This is a genomic window from Shewanella sp. HL-SH8, assembly GCF_051165765.1.
GTDB classification, from domain to species: domain Bacteria; phylum Pseudomonadota; class Gammaproteobacteria; order Enterobacterales; family Shewanellaceae; genus Shewanella; species Shewanella glacialimarina.
In genome coordinates this window covers 155,488-169,388 of sequence record NZ_CP195039.1, presented here as the reverse complement: position 1 = coordinate 169,388, position 13,901 = coordinate 155,488, and the positions used below count along the sequence as shown (strand labels likewise).

Sequence of the window (13,901 nt, the reverse complement as noted above, 5' to 3'; positions counted from 1 at the left end):
AGCGTGGGAATTTAACATGCAACATATTTTACAGGCCATATCTGCCGCAACTTTATCTATCTGTGTGATTTTTATCCCCAATAGTTATGCTGAATCGAGCAGAATTATTGCCACGGGTGGCGCCAGTGAAATTGAGGGAACAGCTGGTGGCGGTATTGTTCCCTGGGCAGTGATTAACGGTTATGGCAGTAGTGGTGAGTGGGCGGCAACCGCAATGGCTACTCAGGTTGCAGTTGATGACTTTACCCTTAATGTCGTGGGCGCATCCGTCAGTTATGATAATCAATTTGAACTTAGCATAGCCAAACAAACATTTAGTTTAGATTCATTAGGTGGTGAACTTGGACAAGATATTTTAGGGATAAAATATAAACTTGCAGGCGAGTTACTTTATAGTTCCATGCCACAAATCAGTGTGGGTATGCAGTATAAAAAAGTTGACGATTTTGGTTTGCCCAGCGCGGTAGGTGCGCAAGATGATTCAGGTTTAGATATTTATTTAGCCTCTAGCAAGGTGATTTTAGATGCGATAGCGGGTCGTAATTTATTACTTAATGCTACGGTGCGAGCCACTAAGGCGAATCAAATTGGTTTACTGGGTTTTGGTAGTGTGAATTCAAATGACTATCAGTTGATGTTAGAGGGCTCAGTAGCTGTTTTATTACGAGATGATCTTGCCCTAGGTTACGAGTATCGTCAGAAACCCAATCAGTTGGATTTTGCTAAAGAAGACGACTGGCAAGATATTTTTTTAGCATGGTTTGTGAATAAACATTTTTCAGTAACAGCCGCTTATGCCGATTTAGGTGATATTGCGGGTTTTGAGCAACAAAAAGGCTGGTATCTCTCAGTTGAGGGGGCGTTATGAGACACATTGGTATTATGCTAATTAGCAGTGTTTTGTTAGTGATATGTTTAGGCTGTTCTATTACTAAACCATCTACAAACCTACTTTACCAACGCCTTGGCGGTTATCACGGTATTGAGTTAATTACCGATGATTTTTTAAAGCTAATTTCACAAGATGAACGCATAGTTGATCACTTTCGTGAAACGGATATTAGTGTTTTTAAGCAAAGATTAGTCGAACATTTATGTGTTGTGTCCGGGGGCGGGTGTGACTACCAAGGCGAGAGCATGTTTAATGCGCATCAGGGGTTGAACATTAGCCAGGCTGACTTTGACGCTGTTGTCGGCCATTTAACCAAAGCAATGCAGCTGAACGATATTCCGATACAAACCCGCAATGCTTTACTCGCTAAGCTTGCCCCCATGTATGGGGACATTACTTACCATTAATATGATGTATTGATATCAAGAATTAATAAAATGGTGCAGGGTCTACATCTAGTGCGCTTGGGGAGATACCGCGTTCAATGTTAATGTCAGCTTTTAGCAAATCCACCATAGTGACATCGGTATAGCGTTTGTGTTTTAACGAGTAGAAACATTTCACTATAGGGTGTAGTGCATCACGGTTTTTAGCTTCCCAGACAATACCGACACGTTCATCTGACAGTTGTACCAGTGATCCCACAGGATAAATCCCAATACAGCGGATAAACTCGTAAACCAATGATTGATCTAAGTGGAAGGGCGTTAAGCTGATTAAGATTTTAAATGCAGCAGCCGGACTCATGGCTTCTTTGTAACAACGTGCTGCAGTTAGCGCGTCAAAAATATCGACAATACAACTCATTCGCCCATGTATTGGAAGTTCATCCCCTTTCAAACCTTTCGGGTAGCCCCGGCCATCTAGCTTTTCGTGATGCATTAAGCATACGTCTTTACTGATCTGCGACAAACCCTTGGTGTCTTCCATAATTTCAACCGCATACACTTGATGCAGTTTCATATGCTCAAACTCTTCCGGTGTTAGTTTTCCGGGTTTATGCAAAATTTTATTATCGACTTTCACTTTGCCAATATCATGCAAAATACCACCAACAGCCATATGGCGCAAGGTGTCGATATCTAGTTTGAGGTGTTTACCGAAAGTCACTAATAGAAATGCGACATTGATTGAGTGTTCCAGCAAATAAGCATCTTTGGTGCGCAGCGCTGAAATACATTTAAAGGCGTCAGCATCATCCATCACAGATTCAATCATTTTATCGGCAACGGCTTCAAAGGGACCAACCTCAACGGCTTTACCTTCAAAGGTTTCAGATAATACTTTTTTGATTAACCCTTTCGCTTCATTGAGAAGTTTTTTGGCGTGAACTTGTTGCGCATCACGGCTAATAGTGGCTTTTCTTGCCAGTGGTTTACCAGGCACTTGCTGTGGAGGCACTTTTTTTAGACCGCAACTGTCTGATGAGCGGTCAATATCTACCCATACAAATTTAATATTGCTGTTAGCTAATTTTGTAATAGCGTCACGGCTTTTTATTTGGCCGGCATTGGCAATTTCTACAGTGCTGTTGTTATGATCGATAGCCGTCACAAACATACCGAGGTTTAGTTTGGCGACTGGAATTTTTACAGTGTTTGAAGATTCTATTGAATCACTCATTTGACAAGCGCCCTCAAGGTCAAAAATGCACTTAACAATTTATATAATAGTTAAAGTTATATTGGCCTGCTTAATGTTGAGCCTTCCTTGGGGTCAATGTTAAAAACCTTAAAGATTTACGTTACAGCATGCGCAATAGTTTACACCATCATTCTGCAATATTAGCATATTAATTAATTATAGATCACAGCGTGCAGAGTTGACGATTGACACTGAATCTTTGGTTGATTAACTTTATCTAAATTATCAGCATAAATAGGAGTCGGTATTGTCTGGTCACTTTTTTAGTTCACAATTTAATGACTTAAAGCAAAAACTTGCCCAAGTTATGCAGGCGCCTAATATCGTGCCGATTGTACAACTATCTGTAGAAGCACCAGCAGTTCCGCTATTATCTTGGTTGAGTGCACAAACTCAGTATCCACGTATTTATTGGCATGGCCGCGACAAGGCAGAAGAAGTTGCCGCTATTGGGATGTGTAAACAATTCTATTATCAAGACCAAGTGGATGATCATCAACTATCCGCAGACTACCAGGCACAGCGGAGTAAGGGCGCAAGCCAAGACTTACGTTACTACGGTGGGGTAGCATTTGACCGTACGGTTGACTGCTGGACTGACTTTGGACGGGTTCGGTTTGTTCTGCCTCGTATAGAATTAAGACGAAGTGGTCATAAAATAAAAATCTTACTTAATTTAAATTTCGATGGCCAAGATCGAGAGTTAGAGTGCCAAAAAGCGCTTGATTTAATCTCTAAAATAGAACGGCCTAAACCGCTTTCACCGCCGAATAAAACACAACTAATGAGTCGCAGTGACTTACCGAATCAAGAGCGGTGGCGCGAGTTAGTTGAGCAAGTGACTCAAGATAATTTTAATCAAACTACCCCTAAAGTTGTGCTGTCGCGACAAACACAAATTGATATAGCTGAGTCACTTGACCCCTGGACTGTACTGGCTTGCTGGCAGGGGCGTAATCCTAATAGCTTCCAGTTTGGGTTTCAATTTAGTCCTGAAAGGACATTTATATCATGTTCACCAGAGCGGTTATATTTACGTCGTCAGAATGAGTTGTTTACCGAAGCCCTCGCTGGCACAACGACCCGAGGTTTAAATCAGGAAGAAGATGACTTTTTAGCGCAGCAGTTATTAGACGATGCTAAAAACAGTCATGAAAACCAGCTGGTTAGGCAGCATATCGTGGGTGAATTAAAACCACTTAGTCAGTATGTTGGCGCTGACGAGCAAGCTAAAATATTTAAATTAACCCATATTCAGCATTTACACCGCGCAATTCGAGCAGAGTTAAAAGCAGGGGTGAATGATTTTGACCTATTACGCGCGCTGCACCCAACTCCTGCGGTAGGAGGGTTGCCTCGCCACAGTGCACTGAACTTTATTCGTCAGCGTGAAGGTTACACCCGGGGTTGGTATGCCGGAGCTTGTGGCTATTTTAATCATTATGAATCTGAGTTTTCAGTCGCTATTCGCAGTGCATTGATTGATCCACGTCGAATTACCTTATTTGCTGGCGCGGGCATAGTCGCAGGGTCCGACCCAGATGCAGAATGGCAAGAATTAGAGAATAAACTGGAGACGGTTTTATCGATATTAATCGATTTTTAATGGCTGTTTGAACGCGAGCGGATCACCCATTGATTTGCTCGCATCCAATAAAAAACGCATCTTACACAGATGCGTTTTTTATTATTGTGCCATGCTGTTATGTATTACGGCGTGTAATAAGTGGCAGCATTGGGGCCGACTGGAATGCCTAATACAAATACCCACAGGAAGAAGAACATAGTCCAGCCAATAAAGAACACGATACTGTAGGGCAGCATAGTGGCAATTAAGGTGCCGATCCCCAAATCTTTCTTATAACGGCAAGCTACCGCCAAAATAAGTCCAAAGTAGCTCATCATCGGAGTGATAAGGTTAGTGACTGAATCACCAATTCGATATGCCGCTTGGATGGTTTCTGGAGCATAACCAACGAGCATTAGCATGGGCACAAAAATTGGCGCAGTAACAGCCCATTGTGCAGAGGCGCTGCCTAGCATAAGGTTGATCACGCCACACAGCATAATAAATAACACAAATACTAATGGTCCTGTTAAGCCAATGGTATTTAATGCCTGCGCACCACCTACAGCCAATACCGCACCTAAGTTTGTCCAATTAAAAAACGCCACAAACTGAGCAGCAAAAAAGACTAATACTATGTACATGCCCATAGTACTCATACTGTGTGACATGGCATTAATGACATCGACATCCTTCTTCATGGTACCAACGACTTTACCGTACACTAAACCTGGAATAGCAAAGCCGATAAAGATAAATGCCACAATTCCTTTCAAGAAAGGTGAGCCAGCTACGAGTCCCGTTTCAGGGTGACGTAATGGCCCATTTTCAGGAATAATAGTTAACGCTAATAAAGCAGAAAATGCGACAGCAGCAAAGGCTGCCATTTTTAAGCCACGCTTTTCAATATCACTAACGTTCTCCATGGGTTGGTCATCTAAGTCGCCAGCTTCACTTGGGTCATATTTACCTAATTTAGGTTCAACAATTTTTTCTGTTACCAGACCACCTAGCAAGGTAATTAAAAACGTGGAGGCAAACATAAAGTACCAGTTAACTTCTGGGCCAACTGTGTATTCAGGGTCGATCATTTGTGCTGCGGCTTCAGTAATACCTGACAATAGAGGGTCAACAGTACCCAATAAAAGATTGGCGCTATAGCCGCCAGATACACCAGCAAAGGCCGCTGCTAGCCCCGCCAGAGGATGGCGGCCCAATGAATGGAATATCATTGCAGCCATAGGAATGAGGACAACATAGCCTAGCTCTGCCGCTGTGTTAGATATAATACCTGCAAATACAATAGTGTAAGTGACTAAGCGCTTTGATGATCCCATCACTAACAAACGCATTGCCGCTGATAACAAACCAGAACGTTCGGCAATACCTACGCCAAGTAATGCCACCAGTACCGTACCCAATGGTGTAAAACCGGTAAAGTTAGTCACTAAGCCTGACACAATACGTTGTAAGCCTTCTGCGCTGAGTAAGCTCACTACGTGAATTAAACCATCAGGACTTCTGCCTGAGGTGCCTTCTGGTCTAGGGTCAACAACCGACAACTCAAAGTAACCCGCAATACCGCTTATCACTACCACAGCGACACAGAACATGGCGAATAAAGTGATTGGGTGGGGTAATAAGTTACCGAGTCTTTCTACTATGTTTAAAAATCGTACAAAGGCACCGGACGAGGCTATGTCAGAGGCTGTTTGAGGCGATTTCGTCTTTGGTTGGTTTGATTGACTCATGTGGTTCCTTGATTTATTTAGGCTTTTTCCTCATCGCCATTAATACATTTATGTATTGATGTGAGCATGGTCGTCAGGATAGTTGATATAGTTTTGCCAACTTATTAGCTTACAGGGGCAGAGTTAATTGAAAATTAATTTATATTTATGAGTTAATTAGGTTTGAGCAAAAATGACTGCTTTAACGGGTAAAAGTAAGCGTTTTATAGTGGATTTGTTGTATGATAAGAGAGTATTTATTGTGGTATGGGTTAAAAATTGCTCACCGTAATTTATGTTTAAGTGGCTGATTTTAATATTTTTTAGTTTTGATTTTAAACTTGTCATTTAGTGTGGCTGTGTCATGACTTAATTCGTCACGATATTGAGTTAGATGCAATAAAATTGTTTGTTTTGTCAACCAAATGTTACTGTTAGCCATTGTGATGTAATAAATATAGTTGTGACTTCGCTGAGATTTAAGTGAAATATAAAGTAAATTATGCTTATTATGCTAGATAAGAATTAGAAAAATCATCATTAAGGAAAATATCATGCAAGCATTGCTGCTGAGTGTAAGCTTGGCTGTTATTCTCTGCTACCTATGGTACGCCAGTCTAGTCAAAAAACGTCAATCAGCGATTGATTCTCTGATTGTTTTGAATCAAAAAATTGATGCTCGCTTAGTTTTATTAAGCCAGTTATCTGATGTTAGTTTACAACATCAACCTTTGGATGAAGCGCAAGCTGATCAGTGGCAGCAGTTGCGCGCCCTGGCTGATAATAGCTTGTGGTCGCAGGGCATTGATCATCATTTACCGACTACTTTAGCTGTCTGGTCTGAAATGGATATGCTGCAGAAAGGCTTATTTTCAGCTTTGCATGGCGATGATCTTGATGAGCAGCGGGTGAATGAATATCTACAATTAGAATTAGATTATCAAAACGTGGCTGATTTTTATAATCAAACCGTGACTGAATTGAATCAAGGCGTTGGTATGTTTCCGGGTTCTATTGTTGCCAAGTTAGCCAAGGTATCGGTTATGCCCCAGCTTATACCAGATGTAGGTTAATCGAGTTGAGTGGCATATTGCTTTTAAGCAGTATAGTAAACCGGTTACAGCTAAAACGGTTACTGCACAGCATTGTGCTGACAAGCTTGGTTTTTTGTCCTGGGTTACTGGCCAATCAAACGGCGGAAAACAATGCAAAAAAACCAGTAATAAAAGCGGTATATCAACCCAATCTTCAATCTACACCCGCAGATAAAGCGCATCTTAGTTTGTTTCCCGACCTAAATGAGCTAGCTGTTATTCCGCCAGGGGCAGAGGGTGCGGATAAATCTATTACATCAGCCCTGGTGCTAGATAATAGTTATCCACTCGCTAAACCTGATATAAGCAAGCCTGCTAAAAAACAGCTTAAAGCCAGTTATTCAGAACACGGTATTTTATCCGACTTAGGTGTTGAAAAACGTAAAGTCTATCAATATGAAAAAGATGGTATTACCGCATTCAGTGACACTGAGCCAGACCATACTAACTACCGTGTGTTACTGTTTGAATGCTATGCATGCCGTCCTGATTCAACCATTGATTGGTATAAAACCCCATTATTCACCCAAGATTATGCCAGTTTTGTCGCCGTTGCTGCATCACGATATAAACTTGAGCCTGCACTCATCAGAGCTGTTATTCATGCCGAGTCAGCTTTTAGAAGTAATGTGGTGTCTAAAGCTGGTGCTATGGGGTTAATGCAATTAATGCCAGGCACTGCCAAAGACATGCAAGTGTTAGATGCCTTTCAAGCAGAGCAAAATATAAACGGTGGCAGTCGTTATTTGGCACTGTTATTAGCACGATTTAATGGTGACATAGACCTAGCTTGTGCGGCCTATAATTCAGGTCCATCAACGGTTACCCAATACAATGGTGTACCGCCATATCCTGAAACACAAGCCTACGTGCAACGGGTAAAAATTCTTTATAGTCGCTATCGGAAAGCCAGCTGAGTTGATTGATAAAACATAAGTTCAGCTAAAAAAATGACCATCAACGGCATTAATACAACAGAAAATACCAATAAATAACCCTGCCTAATCATATGGCTAAAATTTAAAGGAATGTTTATGACTTTTTCACCCGTTATTAACTCTTTATCGGTTGCCATTGCTGCCCTGTGCTTATCTTCCTCAGGTTATGCAAACGCTGCCGTACAAGCTCCTGCAATAAATGCGGCACCATCCCAAGAAGATGTGCGCTTATATGACATAGCTACCGCGCCACAGGCCAGCCGGCTAGAACAAGATGTGCGAAAACTGGTGAGCTTTGGTACCCGTCATACCTTGTCTGAAACTCAATCGGATACCCAAGGCATAGGCGCGGCAAGACGTTGGATAGAGGCCGAGTTTAATCGTATTTCAAAAGATTGTGGTGGCTGCTTAGAAGTGATTACCGTCAGTGACACTGTGCAAGGCAAACGCATTGCTAACTCAACTGAAGTGGTTAATGTCATCGCTATTCAGCGCGGTAAAACTGACCCTAAGCGTGTGGTGATGATGAGCGGCGATATCGATTCTCGAGTCACCGACGTATTAGATGCTACCTCAGTTTCACCGGGCGCGAATGACAATGCCTCAGGCGTTGCAGGCGCAATTGAAGCGGCTAGGGTGTTATCGCAATATCAATTTAACGGCACTATCGTCTATGCCGCCTTGTCAGGTGAAGAGCAGGGCCTATATGGCGGAGATATTTTAGCTAATTATGCTAAAAGTCAGGGCTGGCAAGTGCAAGCGGTATTGAATAATGACATGATCGGTAATATTGCCGGTATTAATGGCGTGGTGAATAACTCTACAGTACGGGTGTTTTCTGAGGGAGTGCGTTTTGTTGAAACCACTGATGAAGCCAAAGAGCGCTACTTCAGTGGCGGCGAGAATGACTCTGCGTCACGCAATTTGGCGCGCAAGATTAAAGCGTTAGTTGATCAGTACATGACCAATTTAGATGTCATGTTAGTGTATCGGCTTGACCGTTTTGGCCGTGGTGGACATCATTTACCTTTCAACAAAGCGGGTTTCCCTGCCGTGCGGGTGATGGAAACCAACGAGCATTATGATCGTCAGCATCAAGATATTCGCACTGAAAATGGCATAAACTATGGTGATGTTATTGAAGGCGTCGACTTTGATTTTACTGCAAAATTAACCGCACTTAATGCCATTAGCTTAGCGTCAATGGCGTGGGCACCCGCGCCGCCATCAGGTGTCAGTATTAAAGGGCAAGTGTCTCCTAGCACCACACTCAATTGGGCTAAAACAGCGGATAAAGAGGTGGTTGGATACCGAGTTTATTGGCGATTAACTACAGTGCCTGAATGGACTCACAGCCGTTATGTAGGCAATGTGAATGAATTTATGTTGAAAAATATGGTCATAGATAATTATGTGTTTGGTGTGGCAAGTGTCGCAGCGAATGGTAATGTCAGCCCTGTGGTGTTTCCCGGGGCGGCAGGGGCATTTTTTTAAAACCAATTTAATGATTAAGGTTAAGGACGATTATGAGCAAAAGGATTTTACTGGTATGTCTATTGGTACCTTTACTAACAGCTTGTTCAGCACGAACGGCCACAAATGCAGGTAGCGACTTTGTTATTGGTGCATATGAAAATGCAGAAAAGAGGGAAGTAGCAGAGTCTCGCCCTGAAAGTCATTCATCAAGTAATAATACCCGTAAGGATGTGAGTGTTGGAGCGTTAAGTGCGATATTAGGGGCACTTTCTCGGACGTTAAATGGCGATTAGGAAGCCGATGTAACTGCACTGAAATGATTAAAAAGCCCATGTAATTTGAATTACATGGGCTTTTTAATAAAGTGCTAAAGCATTATATAGCCAATTATTCTGGCACTTCTAGCTTCACTAACGTTTTACCACCGCTATGGCCCAAACGACGCTCTAAGTAATTAAGCATTTCTTTTGCGGTCACATCTAATTGCCAAGGCGGATTAATAATCCATAACCCTGCCGCAGTCATACCAAATTCATTACTGTCAGGTTTAATTGCTTGCTCTACTCGTAGTTGATTTTTAATGCCGCTGTTTTTAAGTAAATTGAGCATAGATTCCGTTTGCTCACGCTGAACTACCGGATACCACAACATATACACCCCAGTCGAAAATCGCTTATGGGCTTTAATGATAGTTTCCGCAACATCAACATAATCAGATTTAATCTCGTAGCTTGGGTCGATTAATATCACCCCACGGCGCTCTGGTGGTGGCACTGCAGCGATTAAACCTTGTAAACCGTCACCTTTAAGTACTTTTACTTGCCTATCTTTAACAAAATATTCAGCTAATAAATCGTGATCGGTACTGTGTAACTCGTGTAATAGCATCCGATCTTTTTCACGTAACTCGGCATCGACAAAACTGGGCGAGCCAGGGTAAACCGTTAGCTGATCATATTCAGCGTTAAACACTTTAACGGCTTCGGCGTAATCTACTAATGCTGCTGGCAGGTTGCTGGCCTCCCACAGTTTGGCCACACCGTCTAAGTATTCACCGGTTTTTTGAGCAAACTCATCGGTTAATGAATAAGCACCCGCACCAGCATGGGTATCAATATAGGCATAAGGTTTATCTTTTTTCTGCATTAATTTAAGCACTTGCAGTAACATTGAATGCTTTAGTACATCGGCATAATTGCCAGCGTGATAACCGTGACGGTAACTTAACATGAGATATTCCAAAAAAAGTAGCAGCGTGGACTGCAAGATAATCATATTATAAGTTTTATCTTGGCTAATACCAATCAGCTTAAGCACGGTATAGGTATTCACTGCGGTAGCCTTTTGGCATAATAGGCTTATTCACCCTAAATGTAGGCAATACAGTGACCGCGATTTATTTCAATCAACAATACCCAAGCCTTGTCGATATTTGCCAACGATGGTCACTGCACTATGAACCAAGCGCACCCTTTGAGCTACGTTTCGAGCAAAATCAATTAACCTTACACAAACGTGACGAGCCCAAACTCGACGGTATTTTGGTCGATTTTGTTACGGGCGCAGTCGCCCATAGGCGTAAGTTTGGCGGTGGCCGTGGTCAATCAATTGCTAAAGCGGTCGGCCTTAAGCAAGGTGTCACCCCAACCGTGGTAGACGGTACAGCAGGCTTAGGCCGTGATGCATTTGTATTGGCCAGTTTAGGCTGTAAGGTGATTATGGTTGAGCGTCATCCAGTGGTCGCAGCATTATTAGAAGATGGTTTACGCCGCGCCTATGAAGATGCTGAAATAGGTGATTGGATGACGGAGCGCATGAGCTTGTTTCATGGTTCCAGCATTACCGCATTAGCCGATGCAGCCAAAGCTAGCGGCACAGAAATTGATGTTGTCTACCTTGACCCTATGTACCCGCACCGTGAAAAGTCTGCCCAAGTGAAAAAAGAAATGCGCGTATTTCAAACCCTAGTGGGCGCAGACTTAGATGCCGACAGCTTACTCAAACCAGCAATATCAATAGCCACTAAACGCGTGGTAGTCAAACGCCCTGATTACGCCGAAGACTTAGATGGTGTTAAGCCCTCAATGGCCATTGAGACTAAGAAAAATAGATTTGATGTATATGTGAGATCGGCAATGAAATAGCGACTATTTAAGTGACCGCTAGAGTATTGGTTTATAAAGACATTCCTGTAGATCTAATAGGTAACTCTTTGAAGATCATTTGCAATAACGCAGAAGGCACAGTCAATTCCATGATGCTAATGCCAGATTTAACACCAGCCTTGGCGCCACTGGGAAGGCTGCTTTAAATCACGCCAATTAATCTCATATTCATTATTGTTGTAAACCGCTTGAATGACGCAGCGAATGACTTTTTTATCGTCATCAAATTCAACGGCGGTCACGGCAAAATGTTTTTCTCGATTCACTGGCGACGTTGCCGTCCATTTGCTTAAAAGCAGTGCTTTTGGATTGATTTGATTCATGCAACCACTCCTAAATGGCTCAATTGCGCCCACATTAATAAATGACACACCAATACCACCGAGGTTATTTTGGCCCGCATTTGTTGGTACTCTTTGCTTAATAACGCCCAACTTGGTAACCGCTTTTGCAGCAATAATAACCAAACAAAACTGCCGGCTAACCACAGTAAGCTAAATTCAACACTAACCCATACCCCAAGTGGTAAAGGTAAAGTCACCAGCACGACAAGCCACGCCTGAGTGAGCGACTGGCTTCGAGCTGTCGACTCTTCTAACTGGTTAACGTTATTTTGCTGATGTTTTGCGCCTTGTTTTGTTTGAATATTGAGTGGTGCTTGCCACAAACTGCCTGCCACAAAGCTTAAAATGCTGACACTATAAATAACAAAAGCCTGCAGTATCCACGGTGTCTCGCTAAAAAAATAGCCGCCGGTTAAAATTAAAAAAGGTAATAAGCCTAAATAGCTTAGAGTCACATGATGGGTTGAGTGCATAGTTGATTTTGCTCACAAAAATTTGATCATATAATACGTGCATAATACATAAGTCGATCAGCTTAAATTCATCCACAACTTAGGCTGTGGCTGGGCAATGACAGCAAAACTACCCTAACTCAAAGGCATCCATTATGGATGCCTTGTATGTGATTCAACTTTATCTGGCATCAAACCAGTCAATTAATATTATGGACTAGTCGCCACAACAAAATCGCCATCGGCTACAGTGCCATTGGTTACTGTCACTGCTTGTATATCGGCTTGGATAAAGAAAGGTAGCCCAACATCGTCTGGGTTGTTATTGGCATCAGGATCGTCATTTTGAGCGACACAGGTGTAACCCACACTGTAGCTACCAGCAACGACGAAACCAAATTCATAGCCTTGGCCAATGACTTGGTTACTTTGATCCATAATATCGTTCACTCTTGCAGCGGCAATAGGCGCAATTTTTGGCGCCACAACGGCATCACTTCTAAAATCGCTCATATTATCAAGCGCAGTTGCAGCGGAATATAAATAGACGGCATGGCTAAAGATACTGCCACCGGCAGCAGTTTCGCACTGTGTTACAAGTTCTGATGGGATATTGCCTTTAATCGCGCCGACTTCTGCATTGTTATATAACTGTACTGACGTTGGCTTTAGGGTCCAGTAATCTTTATTTCCTTTAGGGTTTTGTAAGCCGCTATTTAAGTCAAATTCAGCAACAAAGCTATTGGTACCGGCTGCAATAGTAAACTTCTTATTAAAAAATAAACGGCCAGTATCAGTATCGTCTGCACCAACACCGCCACAAGAGCCATTACTGTTGGTTGTTAACCCATGGAGATTATCATCCATGGTTTTAACATAAGAGCTATCGGCATTTGGCGTTTCACTTCTTTGCATGTAAATACACATTTGGTATTCGCCAACAGGAATACTTTGGCCGCTCACTAAGGTTTCAACTGCAGTACCTTGAAATTCGAGTAGATTGACTTGTTTTAATGCCCCATCGTCAGACACGTTAAATGAAATACTGCCAGTACTGCCTTTCAGTACCACTTGTTTAAAAGCGATAGTCACATCTTTAGCGTCACTTGGGTTATCTGACACGCCTAAGCTAAACACTCCCATTTGCTCAGCTGGGGTGTCGTCACCGTCACCACAGGCGACAAGTAAGCTTGATAGGGAGAGCGCTATCAGGGTTTTCGCTGTTTTCATGATGGACCTTCTTATAATTAGGGGGTGAGGTTGTCGTGTGGAAAAGTATAACTGATCATAAAAGTTAACTTACTGTATCGAGTATTATTCTATTTGCAAGTGTCAATATTTTGAAATATGTCAATAACTTAGCTATATATTGCGGCGTAAAGATAGATAGTTTTTTATTGTTATTAAACTCATGGGGATAGAATCGTTTTTGTAGGAGTCTGATTAATGTTAACTAGCCACCATGACTTCCGTGATGGACACCATTGCCGTTACCGCACTCATGTATTGTTTGTTGTCCACCGTGTGCACCCGCTTCTATAGTAATTGAGCCCGAATCTTTAAACATAACAAATAGACCAGAACACAATCTCGCGTATT

At 42.3% G+C, this 13,901-nt stretch carries 14 protein-coding genes; 8 read left to right on the top strand and 6 right to left on the bottom strand.

Going from position 1 to position 13,901, the window contains the following annotated elements:
- Positions 1–16 precede the first annotated feature (16 nt).
- Positions 17–868 (top strand): DUF3034 family protein, encoded by an 852-nt coding sequence (locus ACRWQN_RS00720; RefSeq protein WP_434939456.1) that lies wholly within the window; start codon positions 17–19, stop codon positions 866–868.
- The gene (locus tag ACRWQN_RS00715; protein WP_434927544.1) at positions 865–1,299 is read left to right on the top strand and encodes a group I truncated hemoglobin; all 435 of its coding nucleotides are present in this window, start codon (positions 865–867) and stop codon (positions 1,297–1,299) included. Before ACRWQN_RS00720 ends, ACRWQN_RS00715 begins: the two co-directional genes overlap by 4 nt.
- 22 nt (positions 1,300–1,321) lie before the next feature.
- On the opposite strand, the gene ACRWQN_RS00710 is transcribed toward ACRWQN_RS00715, so the two are convergent.
- The gene (locus ACRWQN_RS00710; RefSeq protein WP_434939455.1) at positions 1,322–2,515 is read right to left on the bottom strand and encodes an HD-GYP domain-containing protein; all 1,194 of its coding nucleotides are present in this window, start codon (positions 2,513–2,515) and stop codon (positions 1,322–1,324) included.
- A 268-nt stretch (positions 2,516–2,783) separates the two neighbouring features.
- Here ACRWQN_RS00710 and ACRWQN_RS00705 point away from each other — a divergent pair, with 268 nt between their 5' ends.
- A complete protein-coding gene (locus ACRWQN_RS00705) occupies positions 2,784–4,142 on the top strand; it encodes an isochorismate synthase (protein WP_434939454.1) in 1,359 nt (452 codons plus the stop codon).
- Between the two features lie 104 nt (positions 4,143–4,246).
- On the opposite strand, the gene ACRWQN_RS00700 is transcribed toward ACRWQN_RS00705, so the two are convergent.
- Positions 4,247–5,854: an AbgT family transporter gene (locus ACRWQN_RS00700; RefSeq protein ID WP_434939453.1), complete on the bottom strand. Its 1,608-nt coding sequence runs from the start codon at positions 5,852–5,854 to the stop codon at positions 4,247–4,249.
- Positions 5,855–6,387: 533 nt separating this feature from the next.
- Here ACRWQN_RS00700 and ACRWQN_RS00695 point away from each other — a divergent pair.
- From ACRWQN_RS00695 to ACRWQN_RS00680, 4 genes are all read left to right on the top strand, one after another.
- Positions 6,388–6,906 carry a hypothetical protein gene (locus ACRWQN_RS00695; RefSeq protein ID WP_434927540.1) on the top strand — a complete coding sequence of 173 codons (519 nt, stop codon included), beginning with the start codon at positions 6,388–6,390 and terminating at the stop codon, positions 6,904–6,906.
- 5 nt (positions 6,907–6,911) lie between these two features.
- Positions 6,912–7,844: a lytic transglycosylase domain-containing protein gene (locus ACRWQN_RS00690; RefSeq protein WP_434939452.1), complete on the top strand. Its 933-nt coding sequence runs from the start codon at positions 6,912–6,914 to the stop codon at positions 7,842–7,844.
- A 111-nt stretch (positions 7,845–7,955) separates the two neighbouring features.
- Complete coding sequence (locus ACRWQN_RS00685; RefSeq protein ID WP_434939451.1) at positions 7,956–9,359, top strand: M28 family peptidase; 1,404 nt, start codon at positions 7,956–7,958, stop codon at positions 9,357–9,359.
- A gap of 32 nt (positions 9,360–9,391) precedes the next feature.
- Positions 9,392–9,634: a hypothetical protein gene (locus ACRWQN_RS00680; protein WP_434930919.1), complete on the top strand. Its 243-nt coding sequence runs from the start codon at positions 9,392–9,394 to the stop codon at positions 9,632–9,634.
- A gap of 94 nt (positions 9,635–9,728) precedes the next feature.
- On the opposite strand, the gene ACRWQN_RS00675 is transcribed toward ACRWQN_RS00680, so the two are convergent.
- On the bottom strand, positions 9,729–10,571 hold the full coding sequence (locus ACRWQN_RS00675; protein WP_434940578.1) for a 23S rRNA (adenine(2030)-N(6))-methyltransferase RlmJ: 843 nt from the start codon (positions 10,569–10,571) through the stop codon (positions 9,729–9,731).
- A 155-nt stretch (positions 10,572–10,726) separates the two neighbouring features.
- Between ACRWQN_RS00675 and ACRWQN_RS00670 the strand changes: the two genes are divergently transcribed.
- The gene (locus ACRWQN_RS00670) at positions 10,727–11,485 is read left to right on the top strand and encodes a class I SAM-dependent methyltransferase (protein WP_434939450.1); all 759 of its coding nucleotides are present in this window, start codon (positions 10,727–10,729) and stop codon (positions 11,483–11,485) included.
- A 128-nt stretch (positions 11,486–11,613) separates the two neighbouring features.
- Here ACRWQN_RS00670 and ACRWQN_RS00665 read toward each other — a convergent pair whose 3' ends face one another.
- The 3 genes from ACRWQN_RS00665 to ACRWQN_RS00655 all read right to left on the bottom strand — a co-directional run bounded on the left by ACRWQN_RS00665 (position 11,614) and on the right by ACRWQN_RS00655 (position 13,532).
- Positions 11,614–11,829, bottom strand: coding sequence for a TIGR02450 family Trp-rich protein (locus ACRWQN_RS00665; protein WP_226412539.1), 216 nt, complete (start codon positions 11,827–11,829; stop codon positions 11,614–11,616).
- Entirely contained in the window at positions 11,826–12,323 is a 498-nt protein-coding gene (locus tag ACRWQN_RS00660) for a DUF3429 domain-containing protein (protein ID WP_434939449.1), read from the bottom strand. The genes ACRWQN_RS00665 and ACRWQN_RS00660 overlap by 4 nt, the downstream gene beginning before the upstream one ends.
- 189 nt (positions 12,324–12,512) lie before the next feature.
- The gene (locus tag ACRWQN_RS00655; protein WP_434939448.1) at positions 12,513–13,532 is read right to left on the bottom strand and encodes a DUF4382 domain-containing protein; all 1,020 of its coding nucleotides are present in this window, start codon (positions 13,530–13,532) and stop codon (positions 12,513–12,515) included.
- Positions 13,533–13,901: the final 369 nt, after the last annotated feature.

Coding starts and splice junctions, on each gene's coding strand:
- ACRWQN_RS00660 (WP_434939449.1), bottom strand. CDS start 12,323: ATGCACTCAACCCATCATGTGACTCTAAGCTATTTAGGCTTATTACCT.
- ACRWQN_RS00720 (WP_434939456.1), top strand. CDS start 17: ATGCAACATATTTTACAGGCCATATCTGCCGCAACTTTATCTATCTGT.
- ACRWQN_RS00655 (WP_434939448.1), bottom strand. CDS start 13,532: ATGAAAACAGCGAAAACCCTGATAGCGCTCTCCCTATCAAGCTTACTT.
- ACRWQN_RS00680 (WP_434930919.1), top strand. CDS start 9,392: ATGAGCAAAAGGATTTTACTGGTATGTCTATTGGTACCTTTACTAACA.
- ACRWQN_RS00675 (WP_434940578.1), bottom strand. CDS start 10,571: ATGTTAAGTTACCGTCACGGTTATCACGCTGGCAATTATGCCGATGTA.
- ACRWQN_RS00710 (WP_434939455.1), bottom strand. CDS start 2,515: ATGAGTGATTCAATAGAATCTTCAAACACTGTAAAAATTCCAGTCGCC.
- ACRWQN_RS00695 (WP_434927540.1), top strand. CDS start 6,388: ATGCAAGCATTGCTGCTGAGTGTAAGCTTGGCTGTTATTCTCTGCTAC.
- ACRWQN_RS00700 (WP_434939453.1), bottom strand. CDS start 5,854: ATGAGTCAATCAAACCAACCAAAGACGAAATCGCCTCAAACAGCCTCT.
- ACRWQN_RS00665 (WP_226412539.1), bottom strand. CDS start 11,829: ATGAATCAAATCAATCCAAAAGCACTGCTTTTAAGCAAATGGACGGCA.
- ACRWQN_RS00715 (WP_434927544.1), top strand. CDS start 865: ATGAGACACATTGGTATTATGCTAATTAGCAGTGTTTTGTTAGTGATA.
- ACRWQN_RS00685 (WP_434939451.1), top strand. CDS start 7,956: ATGTTTATGACTTTTTCACCCGTTATTAACTCTTTATCGGTTGCCATT.